The organism is Micromonospora sp. Mcm103, assembly GCF_024519755.1.
Lineage (GTDB): Bacteria > Actinomycetota > Actinomycetes > Mycobacteriales > Micromonosporaceae > Micromonospora > Micromonospora aurantiaca.
The window spans coordinates 33,885-54,740 of sequence record NZ_JALJRJ010000010.1 but is presented as its reverse complement, the minus strand read 5'-3'; the positions used below and the strand labels follow the sequence as shown (position 1 = coordinate 54,740).

Annotated in this window: 21 protein-coding genes and 1 tRNA gene; 8 read left to right on the top strand and 14 right to left on the bottom strand. The window is 72.8% G+C overall.

All coding sequences use genetic code 11. From position 1 onward, the window contains the following. Nucleotides 1-388 precede the first annotated feature (388 nt). Nucleotides 389-1,195, top strand: coding sequence for an ErmE/ErmH/ErmO/ErmR family 23S rRNA (adenine(2058)-N(6))-methyltransferase (gene erm, locus OC439_RS14625; RefSeq protein WP_262013890.1), 807 nt, complete (start codon nt 389-391; stop codon nt 1,193-1,195). Here the strand turns inward: erm and OC439_RS14620 are convergent. Further along, nucleotides 1,179-1,373 carry a DUF2795 domain-containing protein gene (locus OC439_RS14620; RefSeq protein ID WP_091422483.1) on the bottom strand — a complete coding sequence of 65 codons (195 nt, stop codon included), beginning with the start codon at nt 1,371-1,373 and terminating at the stop codon, nt 1,179-1,181. The genes erm and OC439_RS14620 overlap by 17 nt on opposite strands. Nucleotides 1,374-1,462: 89 nt before the next feature. On the opposite strand from OC439_RS14620, the gene OC439_RS14615 reads away from it, so the two are divergent. Continuing rightward, nucleotides 1,463-2,719, top strand: coding sequence for an erythromycin esterase family protein (locus OC439_RS14615; protein WP_262013889.1), 1,257 nt, complete (start codon nt 1,463-1,465; stop codon nt 2,717-2,719). 35 nt (nt 2,720-2,754) lie between these two features. Here the strand turns inward: OC439_RS14615 and OC439_RS14610 are convergent, their stop codons facing one another. The 3 genes from OC439_RS14610 to OC439_RS14600 form a co-directional block, all read right to left on the bottom strand. Next, the gene (locus tag OC439_RS14610) at nt 2,755-4,935 is read right to left on the bottom strand and encodes an MMPL family transporter (RefSeq protein ID WP_262013888.1); all 2,181 of its coding nucleotides are present in this window, start codon (nt 4,933-4,935) and stop codon (nt 2,755-2,757) included. A gap of 28 nt (nt 4,936-4,963) precedes the next feature. Further along, nucleotides 4,964-5,509 carry a TetR/AcrR family transcriptional regulator gene (locus OC439_RS14605; RefSeq protein WP_262013887.1) on the bottom strand — a complete coding sequence of 182 codons (546 nt, stop codon included), beginning with the start codon at nt 5,507-5,509 and terminating at the stop codon, nt 4,964-4,966. A gap of 91 nt (nt 5,510-5,600) precedes the next feature. Beyond that, on the bottom strand, nt 5,601-6,191 hold the full coding sequence (locus OC439_RS14600; RefSeq protein ID WP_262013886.1) for a PadR family transcriptional regulator: 591 nt from the start codon (nt 6,189-6,191) through the stop codon (nt 5,601-5,603). A gap of 56 nt (nt 6,192-6,247) precedes the next feature. Between OC439_RS14600 and OC439_RS14595 the strand changes: the two genes are divergently transcribed. After that, nucleotides 6,248-7,426 (top strand): FAD-dependent oxidoreductase, encoded by a 1,179-nt coding sequence (locus tag OC439_RS14595; RefSeq protein ID WP_262013885.1) that lies wholly within the window; start codon nt 6,248-6,250, stop codon nt 7,424-7,426. Between the two features lies 1 nt (nt 7,427). Here the strand turns inward: OC439_RS14595 and OC439_RS14590 are convergent, their stop codons facing one another. Continuing rightward, nucleotides 7,428-7,829 (bottom strand): winged helix-turn-helix transcriptional regulator, encoded by a 402-nt coding sequence (locus OC439_RS14590; RefSeq protein ID WP_262013884.1) that lies wholly within the window; start codon nt 7,827-7,829, stop codon nt 7,428-7,430. Nucleotides 7,830-7,918: 89 nt separating this feature from the next. Here OC439_RS14590 and ligD point away from each other — a divergent pair, with 89 nt between their 5' ends. Next, on the top strand, nt 7,919-8,878 hold the full coding sequence (gene ligD / locus OC439_RS14585; RefSeq protein WP_262013883.1) for a non-homologous end-joining DNA ligase: 960 nt from the start codon (nt 7,919-7,921) through the stop codon (nt 8,876-8,878). A gap of 12 nt (nt 8,879-8,890) precedes the next feature. Here the strand turns inward: ligD and OC439_RS14580 are convergent, their stop codons facing one another. From OC439_RS14580 to OC439_RS14540, 9 genes are all read right to left on the bottom strand, one after another. After that, nucleotides 8,891-9,325, bottom strand: coding sequence for a DUF1275 family protein (locus OC439_RS14580; protein WP_262013882.1), 435 nt, complete (start codon nt 9,323-9,325; stop codon nt 8,891-8,893). After that, nucleotides 9,244-9,684: a hypothetical protein gene (locus OC439_RS14575; protein ID WP_262013881.1), complete on the bottom strand. Its 441-nt coding sequence runs from the start codon at nt 9,682-9,684 to the stop codon at nt 9,244-9,246. Before OC439_RS14575 ends, OC439_RS14580 begins: the two co-directional genes overlap by 82 nt. A 117-nt stretch (nt 9,685-9,801) precedes the next feature. After that, nucleotides 9,802-10,779 carry an ABC transporter permease subunit gene (locus tag OC439_RS14570; protein ID WP_262013880.1) on the bottom strand — a complete coding sequence of 326 codons (978 nt, stop codon included), beginning with the start codon at nt 10,777-10,779 and terminating at the stop codon, nt 9,802-9,804. Beyond that, nucleotides 10,776-11,675, bottom strand: coding sequence for an ABC transporter ATP-binding protein (locus OC439_RS14565; RefSeq protein WP_262013879.1), 900 nt, complete (start codon nt 11,673-11,675; stop codon nt 10,776-10,778). Before OC439_RS14565 ends, OC439_RS14570 begins: the two co-directional genes overlap by 4 nt. Then, nucleotides 11,672-12,067 (bottom strand): GntR family transcriptional regulator, encoded by a 396-nt coding sequence (locus OC439_RS14560; protein WP_262013998.1) that lies wholly within the window; start codon nt 12,065-12,067, stop codon nt 11,672-11,674. The genes OC439_RS14565 and OC439_RS14560 overlap by 4 nt, the downstream gene beginning before the upstream one ends. Nucleotides 12,068-12,213: 146 nt before the next feature. Then, nucleotides 12,214-12,285: transfer RNA gene (locus tag OC439_RS14555), tRNA-Arg, on the bottom strand. Nucleotides 12,286-12,361: 76 nt separating this feature from the next. Continuing rightward, nucleotides 12,362-13,057 carry a winged helix-turn-helix domain-containing protein gene (locus OC439_RS14550; RefSeq protein WP_135241822.1) on the bottom strand — a complete coding sequence of 232 codons (696 nt, stop codon included), beginning with the start codon at nt 13,055-13,057 and terminating at the stop codon, nt 12,362-12,364. Between the two features lie 574 nt (nt 13,058-13,631). Continuing rightward, a complete protein-coding gene (locus tag OC439_RS14545) occupies nt 13,632-14,306 on the bottom strand; it encodes a DUF305 domain-containing protein (protein WP_262013878.1) in 675 nt (224 codons plus the stop codon). Nucleotides 14,307-14,316: 10 nt separating this feature from the next. Further along, on the bottom strand, nt 14,317-15,153 hold the full coding sequence (locus tag OC439_RS14540) for a DUF3105 domain-containing protein (protein ID WP_262013877.1): 837 nt from the start codon (nt 15,151-15,153) through the stop codon (nt 14,317-14,319). Nucleotides 15,154-15,251: 98 nt separating this feature from the next. Here OC439_RS14540 and argS point away from each other — a divergent pair, with 98 nt between their 5' ends. The 4 genes from argS to thrC all read left to right on the top strand — a co-directional run bounded on the left by argS (nt 15,252) and on the right by thrC (nt 20,828). Beyond that, nucleotides 15,252-16,919: an arginine--tRNA ligase gene (gene argS / locus OC439_RS14535; protein WP_262013876.1), complete on the top strand. Its 1,668-nt coding sequence runs from the start codon at nt 15,252-15,254 to the stop codon at nt 16,917-16,919. Nucleotides 16,920-16,979: 60 nt separating this feature from the next. Next, nucleotides 16,980-18,365 (top strand): diaminopimelate decarboxylase, encoded by a 1,386-nt coding sequence (lysA, locus tag OC439_RS14530; protein WP_262013875.1) that lies wholly within the window; start codon nt 16,980-16,982, stop codon nt 18,363-18,365. Further along, a complete protein-coding gene (locus OC439_RS14525; protein WP_262013874.1) occupies nt 18,362-19,666 on the top strand; it encodes a homoserine dehydrogenase in 1,305 nt (434 codons plus the stop codon). Before lysA ends, OC439_RS14525 begins: the two co-directional genes overlap by 4 nt. Before the next feature lie 112 nt (nt 19,667-19,778). Then, complete coding sequence (gene thrC, locus OC439_RS14520; RefSeq protein WP_262013873.1) at nt 19,779-20,828, top strand: threonine synthase; 1,050 nt, start codon at nt 19,779-19,781, stop codon at nt 20,826-20,828. Nucleotides 20,829-20,856: the final 28 nt, after the last annotated feature.

Below are 20,856 nucleotides of genomic sequence, written 5' to 3'. Positions count from 1 at the left end.
TGGCGGCATGTTCACGCATGCCCTGATCCGCGTGGCCGCCGCGCCGGCCGCGTGTGGGCTCCTCCTGGACGCCCGTCCGCGGTTCCGGCGCCCGGCCCTGGCCGGCCGGTACGCCGCCCGCGTCTGACCCGACCGCCGGTTCCCGACCCGCCCCGAGGGGCGCCGGTCGTGCCACCTCGCCGAGGTGGCGGTACCCGTGGTTCGTCCACGCCACCTCGCCGAGGTGGCCCGCTCAGGCATGTGCCGCGTCCCGGCCACTGTCCAGGGTCGTCCGAGTCCCGATCCGCTCGGACCGCCCGCCCGATCCGCCCTACGCCGCCTCGACGGCGGGGGACACCAGCGCAGCGGTCCGTACCCGTCGCCGTCCGGCGACAGACAGGACGAACCCGTGGCGCCCCGCCGAACCACCGCACGCGACCGGTCCCGTCGCGTACTGTCCCAGAACTTCCTCGCCGACCCGGCCGCCGTCGCGCGGATGGTCCGCGCGGCCCGGCCCGGCCCGGACGACCTGCTGCTGGAGGTCGGCGCCGGACGCGGCCGGCTGACCCGGCCGCTCGCCGCGCGGTGCGGGCGGCTGATCGCGTACGAGGTCGACCCGGCCGTGCTGCCCGAGCTGACGGCGGCCTGCGCTCCGCTGCCGAACGTCGAGGTACGGGCGGCCGACTTCCTGGCCGCTTCCCCGCCCGCCGGGCCGTTCTCGGTGGCGGGCAACATCCCCTGGTCGCTCACCGCGGCGGTGGTCCGCTGGTGCCTGGCCGCACCAGGGCTGGGCGCAGCGACGCTGCTCACCCAGCTCGACTACGCCCGCAAGCGCACCGGCGACCACGGCCGGTGGAGCCGGCTCACGGTGCTCACCTGGCCGGAACACCACTGGCGGCTGGCCGGGCGGGTGCCCCGGGCCGCGTTCCGGCCGGTGCCGGGGGTGGACGGGGGCATCCTGCGGCTGGAGCGCCGGACGACGCCACTCGTGGCGCCGGCCGCGCTGCCCGCGTACCGGCGGATGGTGGAGCTGGGCTTCGGCGGAGTCGGCGGCTCGCTCGCGGCCTCGCTGCGCGCGGGCCATCCCCGGCCGCGGGTCGACGGCGCGTTGCGGGCCGCGCGGATCGCGCCGGACACCCCGGTCGGGCTGGTCTGGCCGGAACAGTGGCTGGTGCTGTTCCGGCTGCTGCACGCGCCGGTCAACCGGCGAGGGTGACGAGCGCCTCGACCAGTTCGGCCGGGGTGTCGAACTCCTCGGCCGGCAGCGTGCGCAACCGCTGGAGCGTCTCGGTGCTGGCGCCGTTCTCCTGGCCCCAGCGGACCAGGTCCTCCCGGGAGACCGGGTAGTCCAGCCCGGCCAGGAACTCCTGCAACTGCGCGCCGGTGACGGTCATGCCGCCCGGCTACCCGCTGGGCCCGGCGGCATGCCCGCCGCCGGGCCGCGGCGGCGGTTTGTCCCGGCGGGCCCCGGGTAGCCGCGGACATGCTGGTACAGCGGCTCGGCGCGCCGAGCGACTTCGACCCCTTGCTGGACCGCGTGCGGGACGCCCGGGTGGTGATGATCGGTGAGGCGACGCACGGCAGCTACGACTACTACCGGCTGCGGGAGCAGTTGACCCGGCGGCTCATCGCCGAACAGGGGTTCGACTTCGTGGCGGTGGAGGGGGACTGGCCGGACTGCGACCGGGTGCACCGGTCGGTGGTGTGCGCGCCGGGCGGGGCGGCCGATCCGCTCGCCGCGCTGGAACGGTTCGAACGCTGGCCCACCTGGATGTGGGCGAACGCCGAGGTGGCCCGCTTCTGCCGCTGGCTGCGGGCGTGGAACCTGGAACGCCCCGAGGGGGAGCGGGCTGGCTTCCACGGGCTGGACGTGTATTCCCTCTGGGAGTCGATGCAGGCCATCTTCGACTACCTCGGTGAGGAGGATCCGGCCTCGCTGGAGGCCGCCCAGGAGGCGTACCGCTGCTTCGAGCCGTACGGCAAGCGGCCCGAGGAGTACGGGATGGCCAGCCGGTTCGTCTCCGCCCGGTGCGAGGAGGAGGTGGTCCGGCTGCTGGCGCGTACCCGGGAACAGGCCGCCGCGGACGGCCCGGACCGCTTCTCGGCCTGGCAGAACGCGGAGGTGGTGGCCGGCGCGGAGCGGTACTACCGGGCGATGGTCGGTGGCGGCCCCGAGTCGTGGAACGTCCGCGACGTCCACATGGCCGACACGCTCGACCGGCTGCTCGACCGGTACGGGCCGGACTCGCGGGGCATCGTGTGGGCGCACAACACGCACGTCGGCGACGCCCGGGCCACCGACATGGCGGCGGACGGCATGGTCAACATCGGGCAGCTCGGCCGGGAACGGCACGGCCGGGACGCGGTGGCGCTGATCGGCTTCGGCAGCTGGCACGGCAGTGTGGTGGCCGCGCCGCGCTGGGGCTCACCGGCCGAGACGATGGTGGTGCCGCCGGCCCGGGAGGGTTCGGTGGAGCACCTGCTGCACGAGCTGATGCCGGACCGGGCGGTGCTGGTCTTCGGCGGCGACGACCAGCCGGAGTGGGTGACCGGCGAGGCGGACCACCGGGCCATCGGGGTGGTGTACGACCCGAGCTTCGAGTCCTGGGGCAACTACGTGCCGACCCGGCTGGGCGAGCGCTACGACGCGTTCATCTGGTGCGACGAGACGACGGCGCTGCATCCGCTGCCGACGCTCGTGACGCCGGGCGAGATGGAGACGTACCCGGCGGGTGTGTGAACGGGTGGGGCCCGGACGGACCCCACCCGCACGGATCACACGTTCGCGTGCTGCTTCTCGGCGAGGTGGGCGCGCAGGCCCTCACCCTCGACGTCCACGTTGGGCAGGATCTTGTTCAGCCAGCGCGGCAGCCACCAGGCGGCGTTGTTCAGCAACGACATCACCGCCGGCACGATCGTCATCCGGACCACGAACGCGTCGATGGCGACACCGATCGCGAGCGCGAAGCCCATCGACTTGATGATCGGGTCCTCCAGGAAGACGAAGCCGCCGAACACCGAGATCATGATGAGCGCGGCGGCGGTGACCACCCGGGCGCCGTGCCCCATGCCGTTGATGGTGGCCTGCTGGGCGGTGTCGCCGTGCACGAAGTCCTCACGCATCCGCGAGACCAGGAAGACCTCGTAGTCCATGGCCAGGCCGAACAGGATGCCGATGAGCAGGATCGGCAGGAAGCTGACCAGCGGGGCCGGGGTGTCCAGGCCGACCAGGTCGGCCAGGTGGCCCTGCTGGAACACCGCCACGGTGATGCCGAACGTGGCCGCCACGGTGAGCAGGAAGCCCAGCGCCGCCTTGACCGGCACCAGGATCGACCGGAACACCAGCATCAGCAGCAGGATCGACAGGCCCACCACCAGCAGCAGGTAGACCGGCAGCGCGTCGGAGAGCTTCTCCGACACGTCGATGCCGACAGCGGTGACGCCGGTGAGCAGCACGTCGGCGTTCTGGATGCCCGAGACCTGCTTGCGGATGTCCTGCACGACCGTCTCGGTGGCCTCGTCGGTCGGGCCGGTCTTCGGGATCACCCCGATCAGCGCGGTACGCCCCGACGGGTCGACCTGCGGCGGCGCCACGGCCAGCACCCCGTCGGTCTTCTGGACCAGCGCGGTCACCTGCGGGATGGCGGCCTGGGTGTCCTGCGGCGAGTCGGCGGTGACCACGACCGCGAGCCGGCCGGTGAAGCCGGGGCCGAAGCCCTCCCGGATCAGGTCGCTGCTGACCCGGGCCGGGCTGCCCTCGGCGGCGGCCGAGGCGTCCGGCAGCGCCAGGCGCATGTCCTGGGCCGGGATGGCGAGCAGGCCGAGGCCGAGCAGGCCGACCAGGATCACCGGGATGCGCAGCTTGGTCACCCACCGCGCCCAGCGGAAGCCGAAGCCGGAGCGGTCCTCCGAGCCGGTGGTCGGGTCCTCGACCGCCTTGCGGTCGCGCAGCTTGCGCGGCAGCACCTTGTGGCCGGCGAATCCGAGCAGCGCCGGGGCCAGCGTGATCGCCACCAGCACGGCCACGGTGACGGTGCCGGCGGCGGCCAGACCCATCACGGTGAGGAACGGGATGCCCACCACGGCCAGGCCGGCGAGCGCCACCACGACGGTCGCGCCGGCGAAGACCACCGCCGAGCCGGCGGTGCCGACCGCGCGGCCGACCGCCTCCTCGGGGGAGAGCCCGTCGAGCAGGTTCTGCCGGTGCCGGGAGGTGATGAACAGCGAGTAGTCGATGCCGACCGCGAGGCCGAGCATCAGCGCCAGGATCGGCGCGGTGCTGGTCAGTTCGACCGCGCCGCTGAGCGCGAACAGACCGGCCATGCCGACGCCGACACCGATCAGTGCGTTCAGCATGGTCATCCCGGCCGCCACGAGCGAGCCGAACGTGATCACCAGGACGATCGCCGCGACCAGCACGCCGATCGCCTCGGTCGAGCCGACCTCCGGCTCACCGTTCAGCACCTCGCCGCCGGGGGCGATCTGCCAGCCCTGCGCCTCGGCCTGCGCGCCGACCTTCTCGTACGCGTCGCGCTGCTCGTCGGTGACCTCGTCCGCGCCGCCGGCGAACTGCACCTGGATCAGCGCGTACCGGCCGTCCGGGGTGAGCGCCTGCGCCTGGTACGGGTCGACCGCGCCGACCACGCCGGGGAGCGTGGCCGCCTCCTCCGTGACCTGCTTGACCACCGCCTGTCCGGCGGGTGAGGTCAGCGCACCGTCCTGCGGTGCCTTGACCGCGATGGTGCCGGTCGCGCCGCTGGCCGCCGGGAAACGGTCGGCGAGCAGGTCGATCGCCTTCTGCGACTCGGTGCCCGGCATGGTGAAGTTGCTCGCCGTCGGGCCCTTCAGCGTGGCCGCGGCCAGGCCGAGTCCGACGAGTACGACGAGCCAGACGACGGCGACGAGTCGCCGCCGGCGCAGGGATGCCCGGCCGAGCCGGTACAGCAGGGTCGCCATGGACCTTCCTTGTCCTCGCAGGAACGGATCAGGTGGTGACTTCGAGCGCGCGGTACGCCACGGCGAGCAGCGCGGGTCGCAGCTGCTCGTCGGGGATGTCCAGGAACTCGCCGCAGGTCTCGGCGATGCCGGCGAGCACGACGAGCGCCGCGACGCGTGCCTCCGGACGGTCGGAGAAGCCGGAGAACGCGGCGATGAGCTGCTCGGAGATCTGCTGGATGTGGGCGAACGCGGGCTGCTGGAGCAGGTCGGGGAACTCTCCCCGGAGCAGCGCGATCTCCCGGCGGAAGCGGACCGCCAGGTCGACGAAGCCGTCCGCGGCGACGCGTTGGGCCTCGGCGCCGGTGTGCGCGGCGATGCGGACGTCCAGCTCCTCCAGCACCGTGATGGCCGGGGCCATCAGCTCGCAGAGCAGGGCGTCCTTGCTGGCGAAGTGGTAGAGCACCGTGGCCTTGGAACAGCCGACGTCGCCGGCGATGTCCTGCAGCGAGGTGCCCTTGTACCCGGTGACGGCGAAGCGGCGAGCGGCAGCGGCCAGCAGCTCGTCGTGGGTGGCGGTGGTGGGTCGCGCCATGTCCTCCAGCATGCCTGACCGATCGGTCAGGTGCTGACCGATCGGTCAGATCCGCCGCGTGGCGTTCGCCACAGCGTCCTGTTTTCGCAGCTCAGGCCGGTGTTCCGGTCCAGTCGGCCAGCCATTCGCCGGACCAGGTGAGCGCGCCGGAGCGCAGGTCGGCGACGAGTCCGCGTACCCAGTCCAGCTCGGCGCGGAGCACTGTCAGCTGGTACTCGTCCTCGACCAGGAAGAGGCGGGGCAACTCCACGGCGCTCAGCGCCGCCTCACGCTCGCGCAACCGTGCCTCGATGGCGCCCGCCCGCTCGTCGAGCCGCCGGGCCGCCTCCTCGGGCGGCAGGATCGGCAGGAACGACAGGGCGGCGGGGAACTCCGGGAACTCCCGGGCGGGGGTGGCGAGCGCGTCGGCGAGCCACCCGTCGAGCGTGCGGCGGCCGGCCGGCGTGAGCGCGTACACGGTGCGCTCCGGCCGCCCCTCCTCGCGCCTGGTCTCGGCCACCCGGATCAGCTCGTCGCGGCGCAGCCGCTCGATGGTCTGGTAGATGCTGTTGCGCTGCGCGACGTTCACCACGTCCTGCTTCTCGCGCTCCCGGATGAGCTGCTGCATCCGGTACGCGTGCATCGGCTCCTCGACCAGGAGGGCCAGCACCATCATCGCCAGCGGCGAGCGACGAACCGTCATGGCCCCACCCTAGGTGCCCCCTGTCGCGCCATAGTCATTTTATGTATAGTCATGACATGACTAAAGCTCTCGTCGTCGGTGCCGGACTGGCCGGCCCGGTCGCCGCCATGGCCTTGCAGCGCGCCGGCATCGACGCTGCGGTGTACGAGGCGTACCTGCGGGACGCGGTCGGGGTGGGCGCCTTCCTGACGCTCTCCGCCAACGGGCTCGACGCGCTGCGCGCGATCGACCTCGACGACCTGGTGGCCGGGCTCGGACACCCGACACCCCGGATGCTCATGCACAACCACAGAGGGCGCCGGCTCGCCGAGTTCGGGGCCCCCGGCAGTCGTACCGTCGGTCGTTCCGACCTCTACCGGGCGCTGCGCGACGAGGCGCTGCGCCGGGGCGTCGAGTTCGTCCACGGCGCCCGGCTGGCCGGCGCCGACCCGACCGACGGCGGTGTGACCGCCCGGTTCGCCGACGGCCGCACCGCAGACGGCGACCTGCTGGTCGGCGCGGACGGGCTGCGCTCCCGGGTCCGCACGCTGATCGACCCGGCCGCCCCCGCGCCGCGCTACGTACCGCTGCTGAACGCCGGTGGCTTCGCCCGCGGGCTGCGCCTGCCCGACGAGCGCGGCGTGATGCAGATGATGTTCGGCCGGCGCTGCTTCTTCTGCTGGATCGTGGTGGGGGAGGACGAGGTCTGGTGGTTCGCCACCCCGCCGCAGCCGGTCGAGCCGAGCCGGGAACAGCTCGCCGCGATCGGCCCGGACGAGGCCCGGACCCGGCTGCGCGCTCTGCTCGCCGACGATCCGGGACCGGCGACGCGGATCCTCGACCACACCGCGCGGATCGAGTACGGCTGGCCCACGTACGACCTGCCCTCCGTGCCGGTCTGGCACCGCGACCGGTTGATCGTGATCGGCGACGCGGCCCACACCGCCGCCCCCTCCTCCGGGCAGGGCGCGGCGATGGCCTTCGAGGACGCCGTCCAGCTCGCCCGCTGCCTGCGCGACCTGCCGGACGTACCGGCCGCGTTCCGGGCCTACGAGCGGCTGCGCCGCGACCGGGTGGAGCGGGTGGTGGCGCAGGGGCGGCGGACCAGCACCACGAAGGTCGCCGGCCCGGTCGGGCGGCTGGTCCGGGACCTGGGCATGCCGTTCGCCGCCCGCTACCTGGCGCGCGACGGCGGCGCCGCCCAGGCCTGGCTGTTCGACCACCACATCGACTGGACCGAGCGGGTACGGGACTGAGTCAGGCCGGTGGGCCGCCGTGCCGGCGGTCGTACTCGGCCCGGGCCGCGCTGATCGCCTCGCGGTGCCGCTCGGCCCAGCTCGTCAGCGCCACCAGCGACTCGTACAGCTCCCGGGCCATCGGCGTGGCGGTGTACTCCACCTTCGGCGGCACCGTGGGATGCACGTGCCGGTGCAGCAGCCCGTCCCGCTCCAGGTTGCGCAGCGTCAGCGTGAGCATCCGGCGGCTGATCCCCTCCACCCGGCGCTCCAGCTCGGTGAAGCGGATCGGGCCGGCCGAGGCGGCGATCAGGATGCCGATGGCCCACTTGCCGCCGACCCGGTCCAGCGCCTCCCGCACGGTGCAGGCGCTCGCCTGCTCCGCCGCGTCCGGTCCGCACCGCTCCGACTCCGCCTCACCCACGCCCCGATCGTCGCAGGTGCGGGACGGCGAGGCGCGCCGGGCACCGTGTCGGGGTTGCCGAGCCGGGCCCGGCCCGGGATGGTGGTCCGATGGGCGCCGCCGACGAGACCCGGGCCGGAGTGTCGCTGACCAACCTCGACCAGTCGCTGTTCGACGGCGCCGGGGCGACCAAACGTGACCTGGTCGACTACCTCGACGCGATGGCTGACCGGATCCTGCCGGAACTGCGGGACCGGCCGCTGTCGGTGCTGCGGGTGCGGCCCGGCCAGGAGCCGTTCATGCAGAAGAACCTGCCGAAGTACACGCCCGACTGGGTGCGCCGCACCGAGGTGTGGGCGGAGGCGTCGCACCGCCGGATCTCGTACGCGCTCTGCGACGACCGGCGGACGCTGCTCTGGTTCGCCAACCAGCGTGCGGTGGAGTACCACCCGACGCTGGCCCGCGCCGGTGCGCCCGAGTACCCGTCCCACCTCGTGCTCGACCTGGATCCGCCGGAGGGGGACGCGTTCGGCGCCGTGGTGCGGGTCGCGCTGCTGGTGCGGCAGGCGCTCGCCGACGCCGGGCTCGCAGGCGCGGTGAAGACGAGCGGCGCCAAGGGGCTGCACGTGATCGTGCCGGTGGATCCGGCCACCACGGCGGAGGAGGCCGCCGCCGCGACCCGGGCGCTCGCCGCCCGTACCGAACGGCTTGACCCCGCGGCCGCGACCACCGCGTTCATCGTCGCCGACCGCGGCGGCCGCGTCTTCGTCGACTCCACCCGGGCGTACGGCGCGACAGTGGTGGCCGCCTACAGCCCTCGGATCCGGCCCGGCGCCCCGGTGTCGTACCCGGTGGGCTGGACCGACCTGGAGAGCGCGAGCCCGGCCGACTTCACCGTGCTCACCGTGCCGGGCCTGCTGGGGGACCGGGATCCGTGGGCGGAGGCGCTGCCCGCGCCGCAGCGCCTGCCGGCGGACCTGGTCGAGCAGGGGCGGACCATCCCGGTGGCCCGGGTGCAGGCGATGCACGAGGGCAAGCGCCGCGCGAAGGCCCGCCGCGAGGCCGGGTGACTCCGCTCCGCGTCAGCGACGCCGGGTCGCCGTCGCCGGTGGGCGCTTGCCCCAGGAGAACGCGATGAGCACCACGGCCAGCGCCCAGGTGACGATCATCGTCCAGATGGGGCGGGTCTCGGTGGCCGCGCCGACGACCCCGCCGATCGCGTAGCTGACCAGGCAGAGCAGGCCGGTCGCGGCGAGCCGCCCGGCGGCGCTGCGGCCCTCCGGCTCGAACACCCAGTCGGCGATGCCCTTCGTGGTGCGCAGCACGGTGCCGGTCTGGTACGACGTGGCGGTCTGCACGCCGAACGTGCGGACGACGAGCCCGCCGAGGATGCCGACCGGGAACGCCAGCAGCGCGGTCAGGATCGTGCGCTCGGTCAGCGAGTCACGCCCCGAGTCGAGGGACCGGTCCACCAGCCCCCAGAGCACGAGCAGCGCCAGCATGGCGAGCAGTTCCATGCCCGGTGGCGTGAGCGGGCCGGCCGGACGGCGAGCACCTCGGCTGCCGCTTCGCGCAGGGCCTGACGCACCGAGGGCGGCGTGTCCCGCAGGACCTCGTCGCGCAGCGCGATCGAGGCCAGCCGCAGGCCAGCGGCGGTGTCGACGAGGAACCCGCGGGAGATCAGTTCCTCCACCGTCGCGCCGGCTGGCTCGTCCGGCGTGGTGCCGGTGCGGGTGGCCACCGCTTCGAGGAACCACAGACCGCAGGGGGCGTCCGCGACGGCGACGCCGCGCAGGACCCACCGCTGCGCGGTGGTGAGCGACGAGGGTACGCCGGTGTGCATCTTGGGGCGGTTGGTCAACGGCGTCTCGGGCAACTGGCTCACCTTCGCAGGTGCTGGGTTCGGCCCCGTTCACCGTGAGGTTAGCCAGCTCGCGACCTGCCCATCCGTGAATCGGGGACAAAGGCGAAAGTGGTTCGCCCGGCGCCGGAGCTAGATCATCCGGCGTCGTACCCGCCAGACCACCACGCCGATCAGGATCGCCGCGACGGCGACGAACACCGCCGCCTCGATGAGCTGGAACGTCCAGAACCGGTCGGCCGGGTGGTAGACCCCGAACTGCTGGACGCCGCGCGCGTGCAGGAACCGGTTGAGGTTGGTGCCGGCCCGGTCGGCGGCGTCCGTCAGCTCGGCGTACTCGGCCCCACTGAGCCGGCGTCCGGTGGCGTCGGCGTAGCCGCGTTCGATCACCCAGTCGGCGACGCCGGGCACGAACCGGTGCCCCGCCTGGTCCGTCGAGCCGCCGGCCGGGACCGGCTGCGTGGTGGTGAGCGGCGTGGCGTACGCGGGGCGGGCCAGCAGCGCCACCGACATCCGGGCGGCGAGGAATGCCCCGAACGCGACGCCGAACGCGGGCAGGCTGCGCCGCAGGATCGCCCCCGCGGCGGTGGCGACGCCGAACGCGAACAGCGCGTACGCCACCGGGACGAGCCCTTCCAGGTCGAAGGCGTCGTACTGGAACCGCCCCTCCCACGCGTCGAACGGCTGACGGAACCAGGTGAGCACCGCGGTGAACATCCCGGTGAGCACTACTGTGACGCCGGCCAACGCCACGAGCTTGGCCACCAGCCAGCGCATCCGCGGCACGGCCTGCGTCCACGCGAGCTGCCAGGTGCCGTCCTCCAGCTCGCGCGCGAGCAGTGGCGCGCCGAGGAACGCGCCGATGACCACGGGGACCAGGTAGAAGGCCGCCAGGAGGTTCTCGACGTACCCGTACTCGTCGTCGAGTCGGCGGAAGGATGCGGCGCAGGCATCGCCGACACCTGCTTCTCCCGCACAGCGGGCGGGGCCGCCGGGGAACAGGTCGTGGGCCTGCGTCCCGAGCACGAGCAGGGCGACGCCGAACAGGCCGACGAGCAGACCCAGCACGCAGACCTCGGTCCGGTGCTGGCGCCAGATCAGCCAGGTCATGCCGGCACCCCCGACGTGACCGCGGCGTCCGGCTCGGACGGCCGGCGCAGGTACGCCAGCACCAGGTCCTCCAGCGCGACCGGCTGGGCCTGCCATCCGGGCGCGGCCGGGAGGCCGCCGTCGCGTACCAGCAGGGTCGTGTGCCTGTCGCTGTGGACGGCCTCCACGACGGCGCCGCCCCGGTCGACGTCGTGTGCCGTACGCGGGCCGACGAGCAGCCGGTGCTCGGCGAGGAGGGTGTCGATGTCGCCGGTGAGCGTGACCCGGCCCTGGTTGAGCACGACCAGGTGGTCGCAGACGCGCTCCAGCTCGTGCACGACGTGGGAGGAGAACAGGACTGTCACCCCGCCCTCGGCCACCGCGCCCATGAGGACCTGGAGGAACTCGTGCCGGGCCAGCGGGTCGAGGCTGGCCACCGGCTCGTCGAGGACGAGCAGGTCCGGCCGCTTCGCCAGGGCCAGAGCCAATGCGACCTGGGCCTGCTGCCCGCCGGAGAGCGTGCCGGTCCTGCGGTCGAGCGGGATGCCCAGCTTCGCCAGCCGGCGCTCGGCCAGCCCCTGGTCGAACCGCCTGTTGCAGGCCCGGCCGAAGCGGAGCATCTCGGCGACGGTGAAGCGCTTGTACAGCGGGTGGTCCTGGGCCAGGAACCCGATCCGGGACAGCGTCTGCGGGGTGCTCGCAGTGACGTCCCGGCCGAGGACCTCCACCGTGCCGGTGCTCGGTGCCAGCAACCCGACGACCAGGCGCAGCAGCGTGGTCTTGCCCGCGCCGTTCGGCCCGACCAGGGCGATCACGCCGCCCGCCGGCAGGGCGAGGGTGCAGTCGCGCAGCGCCCAGCCCTTCCGGTACCGCTTGCCCACACCGTCGGTGCGCAGCGCGAACCCGGTATCTGTCACGCCACGTCCTCGTTCCTCGTGTGCCGGCGGACGGAGGTGAAGAGCGCGTCGACCGCCTGCTCGTCGAGGCCGGCCGCGTAGGCGCGGCGTAACCAGGTCTCCAGGCCACGGCGCAGCGACGTGTACGTCGACGCCGACATCGCGGCCGACTGCTGTTCGTTGACGAACGTGCCCTGGCCGGGCCGGCCGGTGACCAGGTTCTCCTGCTCCATCTGCCGGTACGCCTTGGCGACGGTGTTCGGGTTGATCGCCAGATCCTCGACCACCTCGCGGATGAGCGGGAGACGGTCACCGGGCTGGAGGAAGCCCAGTAGCACCGCCTGGCGGACCTGCTGGACGAGTTGCAGGTACGGCGGCACGCCGGAGTGGGTGTCGAGCCGGAAGACGAACACGATGCTCCTCACTGCTTTACTAGTAACGTAGTTAAGCAGTGGATCGATGGTCAAGGGAGCCGGCTCGCCCGGAAACGAAACGAGCCCGGCAGCCAAGGTGGCTGTCGGGCTCGCGGAGGTCTTCTGGTGCGATTTCTTGGCAAGTGTGCCCCCGGCAGGATTCGAACCTGCGCTCCCGCCTCCGGAGGGCGGTGCTCTATCCCCTGAGCTACGGGGGCTCAGCGACCCGAGAAGAGTAGCAAACCCCCTCCCGGATCACCGAATCGGTACCCCCGCGAGTCGATCTTCGTCGGCTCAGGCCGCGGCGACGGCGCGACCGCAGCTCGGCAGCGGGTGCAGCACGACCCGGCGGGGCAGCCGGCGGGGCCACTCGTTGCGCGGCCACGAGCCGTCCACGATCAGATGCACGGTGCGTTCCTCGGCGCCGCTGAGCCGCAGCACGAAGTCCCGGGGCAGCGGCGGGTCCACCGACGGTGTGGTCACCATGAACCGCACCCGTCCCCGCGAGGAGACCGCCGACACCACGTCGGCGGCGGGCATGGTGCCGCGCAGGCGTACCCGGCCGATCCAGTAGACCTCCGCGGCGTGCTCCTGGGCCGCCCGCGTGATCGCCGGGTACTCGCTGCGTACCCAGCGCTCGACCGCGCCGACGCACAGGCCGCAGGCCCGCTCGCGCGGCTCGCGCGGCCCCAGACCCCAGGCCCGGAGGTACGCCCCGACGGTGCCGGCGTCCATCGCCAGCCCGAACCGGCGCTCGATGAGCGTGGTCAGGCTCTGCCGTGTCCAGAGCTCCTCGTCGAGGCCGAACTCGTCGGGGTGGACCCCCCGGAGCACGTCGATGAGTTCGAGTTCCTGTTCGCGGCTGAGCGTTCCCGGCTCGCCCTGCCGCAGTCCGCGACGGACGGCTGCCACCGCTCCGTCACCGCCGATGGTGTGGCGTCGGCACCAGCTGGTCACCGACCGCCCTGCGTCTCTGAGTGCAACCCCCACGTCTTGGGCAACGAGCCCGAATCGCAACTGGTCACGATATGTGGGTAGAAAACTCTCCAACCTCCACAATGACCCGTTAACCCCAAACCGTTACAAACACCCAAACCGGGACATCTTACCCCGCATCACCCAACCCTCGCGTGGGCACGCCGCCCCACTCGACCGCCCCGCCCGCCCGAACGCCTCATCCGTTGCTGATCGACTCCACTTCGCCGAAGTGGCTGCATCGCACCCACCCCGACCCCACCACCTCCCCGGGCTGGTGTCGATCAAGAGCGGGGATACCCCCACCTCCCCGAGTTGGTGTCGAGCGAGCACGGAATCGGAAGCGCGCACGCGCGAGGCGGCGAGGAGGCCCTGTCGGGCTGACCCCGGGCCGCCCTTGCCCCCTGCTCCCGCGATCTTGCACTTGCGGCCCTCCCATAACGGGGCGAATCCGGCAGCGCTGGGGCAGTAAGTGCAAGATCGCCGGGGCCGGGGCCGGGGCCGGGGCCCGGGCCGGGGCCGGGGACGGGGGAGGCCCGGTGCCCCTGGGAAGGGGACCGGGCCTCGGGATCGTGCGGGGCGGCGGGTGTTAAGGGGTGCCGCCCAGGCGCTTCAGGGCGGCGTTCAGGTTGGTCAGGTCGTTCTGCTGGGTGTTCTTCATGATCTGGGCGACCGCCAGCACGTCGTCGTCGTGCCCCTCGTCGAGGATGCCGTCGATCATGTGCACCCCGCCGATGTGGTGGCGGATCATCATCTGGAGGAACAGCACGTCGAACTCGCGACCGCTCGCGCCGCGCAGCTTCGCCATCTCCTCCGGCGTCGCCATGCCCGGCATCAGGCCGTTCTTGACCAACCCGCCGCCGTCCTTCATCCACGCCATCGGCGCCTGCTCGCCGGTCGGGTCCAGCTTCCAGGACCGCAGCCAGGTCTGCATGGTGCCGATCTCGCCCTGCTGGCCGGTGGCGATGTCCACGCCGACCTGGCGTACCTCCGGGTCCTGACCCTGGCTGAACGCCAGCAGACCCATCGCCACGGCCTGGTTGTGGTGGGCCGTCATGTCCCGGGCGAACCCGGCCTCCGCCGAGTTCTCACCCGGACGGGTGAGCGTCGGCGTGAGCAGGCCGCCCGCGTACCCGAGGACCAGCCCGACCACGAGGGCGGCGGCCACCGCCAGCAGGCCGTAACGGCGCGCGGCGCTCCGGCCGCCCTGGTCGGCGGCCGGGGCCTCGTCCAGTTCGCTGTCGGTGGTCACCGGAGCGGTCATCGCGGCGTCCTCACTGGGTGGGCTGCTGGGGCATGGTGTTCTGCAGGTTGTCCCGCGGGGTGGTGCCGGTGGCGGTGACGCCCTGGTCGCAGAGCGCGTTCGGGCCCTCGATCGAGGCGTTCACCCGCAGGGTCTTGATGAAGTCGTCGATCCGGCCGTCGTCGGCGTTGTCGACCTTGAGCTGGTAGCCCCAGGCCTGGAGCGAGATCGGCTTGTCCAGCCCCTCGAACGGGCTGAGCATCGTCTTCTCCTTGCCCTGCACCTTGCTGCGGAGCTTCTCCACCTGGTCGGCGGGCAGGTCCGGGCGGTAGGTGATCCAGACGGTGCCGTGCTCCAGGCTGTGCACCGCGTGCTCGTTGGCGATCGGGGCGTCGTAGACGTCACCCATGCAGTTCTGCCACGCCTGGTTGTGCGGGCCGCCGACCGGCGGGAGGATGTCGTACTTGATCGCGCCGGGCTGGTGGTTTCCGCCCTTGACCAGGTCCTTGTCCTTGGCGCGGTAGTCGACGATGCCGTCGATCGCCTCGGCCCGCTTCTGCCACGGCTGGCCGCCCTGGTAGACCGCCCAGGCGCCGACGCCGATGATGCCCACGGCCAGGACGCCGACCGCGACGAAGAGGGCGATCGGGCCCCACGAGCGGCCCTGGCTCACCTTCACCGGGGCGACCGGCTTGCGGCCCTTGCCCCCGGCGCCCTGCCGTGGCGTGCCCTTGCCGCCCCCGGCCTTGCCCGAGCCGGCCTTCGCGGCGGGCTTGTCGGCAGCCGCGGGCCGGCCGGCGGCCGGCTTCTTGCCGGTGCTGACCACGGTGGGACGGCGCTCCGGGCCGCCCGGGGTGCTGATGCTCATCGTGCCTCGTCAGGTCGGTCGGTCAGGGGAGCGCGGGGCCGGTTCACATGCTGGGTCGCCTCCGCGGTGCCCGAGTCTACCCCCGATAACATGGATCAGTGACTCCCGCAGAACTCGCCGAGGTCGTCCTCGCCGCAGCCCACGCCGTCTTCGACGAGCGGGGACTGGACCGCGCCGCGCTGCCCGCGCAGACCACCGTCGAGCGACCACGTAATCCCGATCACGGTGACTACGCCTCGACGCTGGCGCTCCAGCTCAGCAAGAAGGTGGGCGTACCGCCGCGGGAGCTGGCGACAGCGCTGGCCGACGAGCTGGCCAAGGCGCCGGGGATCAAGTCGGTGGAGATCGCCGGTCCCGGCTTCCTGAACGTCCGCCTGGACGCCGCCGCCGCCGGCCAGCTCGCCAAGGTCATCGTCGAGGCCGGTCCGGCGTACGGGCGCAGTGACACCCTCGCCGGTCAGCGGATCAACCTGGAGTTCGTCTCGGCGAACCCGACCGGCCCGGTGCACATCGGCGGGGTCCGCTGGGCGGCCGTCGGCGACGCGCTCAGCCGCCTGCTCCGCGCCACCGGTGCCGAGGTGGGCACGGAGTACTACTTCAACGACGCCGGCTCCCAGATCGACCGGTTCGCCCGGTCGCTGCTGGCCGCCGCGAAGGGCGAGCCCGCGCCGGAGGACGGCTACGGCGGCGCGTACATCGCGGAGATCGCCGCCGAGGTGGTCCGGCTGCGGCCGGACGTGCTCGACCTCAGCGAGGACGCCGCCCAGGAGGTGTTCCGGAACGAGGGCGTCCAGCTGATGTTCGCCGAGATCAAGTCCTCGCTGCGCGACTTCGGTGTGGAGTTCGACACCTACTTCAACGAGAAGGACCTGCACGACGGGGGCGCGCTGGACGCGGCGCTGGACCGGCTGCGGGAGCAGGGGCACGTCTTCGAGTCCGAGGGCGCGACCTGGCTGCGCACCACCGAGTTCGGCGACGACAAGGACCGGGTGCTGCGCAAGTCCAACGGCGAGTGGACGTACTTCGCCGCCGACTGCGCCTACTACCTGAACAAGCGGGAGCGCGGCTTCGACCGGGTCGTGATCATGCTGGGCGCCGACCACCACGGCTACATCGGCCGGATGAAGGCGATGTCCGCGTGCTTCGGCGACGACCCGGCGCGCAACCTGGAGATCCTCATCGGCCAGCTGGTCAACCTGGTCCGCGACGGCGCCCCGGTGCGGATGAGCAAGCGGGCCGGCACCGTGGTCACGCTGGAGGACCTGGTCGACGCGATCGGCGTGGACGCGGCCCGGTACGCGCTGGCCCGCTACTCTGCCGACTCGCCCATCGACATCGACGTGGAGCTGTGGACCCGGGCCAAGAACGACAACCCGGTCTACTACGTGCAGTACGTCGCGGCGCGTACCGCCGGGGTGGCCCGCAACGCGGCCGAGATCGGGCTGACCCGTGGCGACGCCGCCGCGTTCCAGCCGGAGCTGCTCGGCCACGACAAGGAGAACGAGCTGCTCAAGGCGCTCGCGGAGTTCCCCGCCGTGGTGGCCACCGCGGCCGAGCTGCGCGAGCCGCACCGGGTGGCCCGCTACCTGGAGGAGAGCGTCGCGCAGGCGTACCACCGGTTCTACGACAACTGCCGGATCGCCCCGCAGGGCGACGAGGAGATCACCGACACCCACCGGGCGCGGCTCTGGCTCAACGACGCCACCCGGGTGGTCATCGCCAACGGCCTGCACCTGCTCGGGGTGTCCGCGCCGGAGCGGATGTAGCGTGCGAGCGCGAGGAGTGAGCTTGCGAGCCCCGCAGTCGCGAAGCGGAGACGAGTAGACATGCGGGCCCACGAGGCAGGAGCGCTGCACGGCGAGATCGGCACCCGGGGGCCGGCCTGGCTGCGTACCCCGGTCGACGTCAACGCCCTGGTGCCGCAACTGTGGCCGCGCAACGTGGCGCGCGGCCCCGGCGGCGCGGTCACCGTCGCGGGCCTGGACGTCCGCGACCTGGCCGCCGAGTACGGCACCCCGGCGTACGTGCTGGACGAGGACGACCTGCGTGAGCGCTGCCGCGAGTTCCGCGCGGCCTTCCCGGACGCGGACGTGTACTACGCCGGCAAGGCGTTCCTGTGCCGCGCCGTGGTCCGGATGATCGCCGAGGAGGGCATGTTCCTCGACGTCTGTACCGGAGGCGAGCTGGCCACCGCGCTCTCGGCGGGGATGCCTCCCGAGCGGATCGGCTTCCATGGCAACAACAAGTCGGTGGCGGAGCTGACCCGGGCGGTCGACGCCGGGGTGGGCCGGATCATCGTCGACTCGTTCACCGAGATCGACCGGCTGACCGAGCTGGCCCGTGAGCGCGGGGTACGTCCGAAGGTGCTGGTCCGGGTCACCGTCGGCGTGGAGGCGCACACCCACGAGTTCATCGCCACCGCGCACGAGGACCAGAAGTTCGGCTTCTCCCTCGCCGGCGGGGCCGCCGCGGCGGCCGCGTTCAAGATCCTCGACGAGGACGTGCTGGAGCTGCGCGGGTTGCACTCGCACATCGGCTCGCAGATCTTCGACGCCAGCGGCTTCGAGGTGTCCGCCCGCCGGGTGCTCGCCCTCCAGTCGCAGATCCGCGACGCGCGGGGCGTGGAGCTGCCCGAGCTGGACCTGGGCGGTGGTTTCGGCATCGCGTACACCACGCAGGACGACCCGGCGTCGCCGCACGACCTGGCGAAGCGGCTGCGCAAGATCGTCGACGGGGAGTGCGCGGCGGAGAACCTCGCCGTGCCGCACCTGTCCGTCGAGCCGGGCCGCGCGATCGTCGGCCCGGCCGTGTTCACGCTGTACCAGGCCGGGACCGTGAAGGACGTCGACGGCCTGCGGACCTACGTGAGCGTGGACGGGGGGATGAGCGACAACATCCGGACCGCGCTCTACGACGCCTCGTACTCGGCCACGCTGGCGAACCGCACGTCAGCCGCACAGCCGATGCTCGCCCGCGTGGTGGGAAAGCATTGTGAGTCCGGGGACATCGTGGTGAAGGATGAATTCCTGCCCGCTGACGTGCAGCCCGGAGATCTTGTCGCGGTGCCCGGCACCGGGGCGTACTGCCGGAGCATGGCGAGCAACTACAACCATGTCCCGCGGCCCCCGGTCGTCGCCGTCCGCGAAGGTCGGGCGCGGCTGATCGTCCGCCGGGAGACCGAAGACGACCTGCTGGCATTGGATGTGGGATGACCTCACCGGTTCGCTTGGCGCTGCTCGGCTGCGGCACTGTCGGCAGCGACGTGGTCCGGCTGCTGCACGAGCAGTCGGAAGACCTCGCCGCCCGGATCGGCGCCCCGCTGGAGATCGCCGGGATCGCCGTACGCCGGATCGGCCGTGACCGCGGCGACCTGCCTGTCGACCCGGCGCTGTTCACCACCGACGCGCTCGGGCTGATCAAGCGCGACGACGTGGACGTGGTGGTCGAGGTGGTCGGCGGTATCGAGCCGGCCCGCGGCTGGCTGGTCGAGGCGCTGCGCGCGGGCAAGAGCGTGGTCACCGCCAACAAGGCGCTGCTCGCCGAGGACGGCGCCGCGCTGCACGACGCCGCCGCCGAGGGCGGCGCCGACCTCTACTACGAGGCCAGCGTCGCCGGAGCCATCCCGCTGCTGCGCCCGCTGCGCGAGTCGCTGCACGGCGACCGGATCACCCGGGTCACCGGCATCGTGAACGGCACCACGAACTTCATCCTCTCCGCCATGGACTCCACCGGCGCCGGGTTCGCCGAGGCGCTGGAGGAGGCCACCGAGCTGGGGTACGCCGAGGCCGACCCGACGGCCGACGTGGAGGGCTTCGACGCCGCCGCGAAGGCCGCCATCCTCGCCTCGCTGGCGTTCCACACCCGGGTGACCGCCGCCGACGTGCACCGCGAGGGCATCACCGAGGTGACCGCCGCCGACGTGGCCAGCGCCAAGGCCATGGGCTGCACGATCAAGCTGCTCTGCATCGCGGCCCGCGGCGTCGACGCGGAGGGCCGGGAGACCGTCAACGTGCGGGTGCACCCGGCGATGATCCCGCTGACGCACCCGCTCGCGAGCGTCGGTGACGCGTTCAACGCGGTCTTCGTCGAGGCCGACGCCGCCGGGCAGCTCATGTTCTACGGCCGGGGCGCCGGTGGCGCGCCCACCGCCAGCGCGGTGCTCGGCGACGTGGTGGCGGTGGCCCGCAACCGCCTCGCCGGGGTGCACGCGGCGAGCGAGTCGGCGTACGCGGACCTGCCGGTGCGGCCGATGGGCGAGGCGCTCACCCGCTACCACATCAGCCTCGACGTGGCCGACCGGCCGGGCGTGCTGGCCGGGGTGGCGGGCGTCTTCGCCCGGCACGAGGTGTCCATCGCCACCGTCCGTCAGGGCCCGGCCGGCGGTGACGCGGAACTCGTTATCGTCACCCACGTCGCGCCCGACGCCGCGCTCGCGGCCACCGTGCGTGAGCTGCGCGGACTCGACATCGTCAGGTCGGTGACGAGTGTGCTTCGGGTGGAGGGCGGCGCGTAACCCACGCGTCCCGCCTGATGGTTAGAGCAGGGTGTGCCGGTGGCCGGGCGGGCAGGCTGGTCCACGCTGTTGGCAGGCCCCGGAGCGGGGCGACAGAGGCGAGGAGCACGACATGTGGCGGGGACTGATCGAGGCGTACCGGGATCGGCTGCCGGTCACCGAGGCGACTCCCGTCGTCACCCTGCACGAGGGCAACACGCCGCTGCTGCCGGCGCCGGTGCTCTCCGCCCGGGTCGGCGCGGACGTGTGGCTCAAGGTCGAGGGCGCCAACCCGACCGGCTCGTTCAAGGACCGCGGCATGACCGTCGCGGTCTCCAAGGCCGTCGAGGCCGGTGACAAGGCGATCATCTGCGCCTCCACCGGCAACACCAGCGCCTCCGCCGCCGCGTACGCGGCCCGCGCCGGGATCACCTGCGCGGTGCTGGTGCCGCAGGGCAAGATCGCGCTGGGCAAGCTGGCCCAGGCGCTCGTGCACGGCGCGAAGCTGCTCCAGGTGCAGGGCAACTTCGACGACTGCCTCGGGCTCGCCGGCAAGCTCGCGCAGGACTACCCGGTCGCGCTGGTCAACTCCGTCAACATCGACCGGCTGCACGGCCAGAAGACCGCCGCCTTCGAGATCGTCGAGGCGCTCGGCGACGCGCCCGACATCCACTGCCTGCCGGTCGGCAACGCCGGCAACATCACCGCGTACTGGATGGGCTACTCCGAGGACCTGCGCGACGGCAACGCCACGAAGGCCCCCCGGATGTACGGCTTCCAGGCGGCCGGCGCCGCCCCGATCGTCACCGGTCAGGTGGTGCCGGAGCCGTCGACGATCGCCACCGCCATCCGGATCGGCAACCCGGCGAGCTGGACGAAGGCCATCGACGCGCGGGACGCCTCGGACGGCCTGATCTCGGCGGTCACCGACCGGGAGATCCTGTCGGCGTACCGGCTGCTGGCCCGCGAGGTGGGCGTCTTCGTCGAGCTGGGCAGCGCGGCGAGCGTCGCCGGTCTGCTCCAGCAGGCCGAGGCCGGCCGGGTGCCGGCCGGGTCGCGGGTGGTCTGCACGGTCACCGGGCACGGCCTGAAGGACCCGGAGTGGGCCATCTCCACCGCGCCGGCGCCGGTGACCATCGCCAACGACGCGCTGGCCGCCGCCCGCTCCCTCGACCTGGTCTGAGGTCGGGTACCAGCGGCCGAAGTGTCAT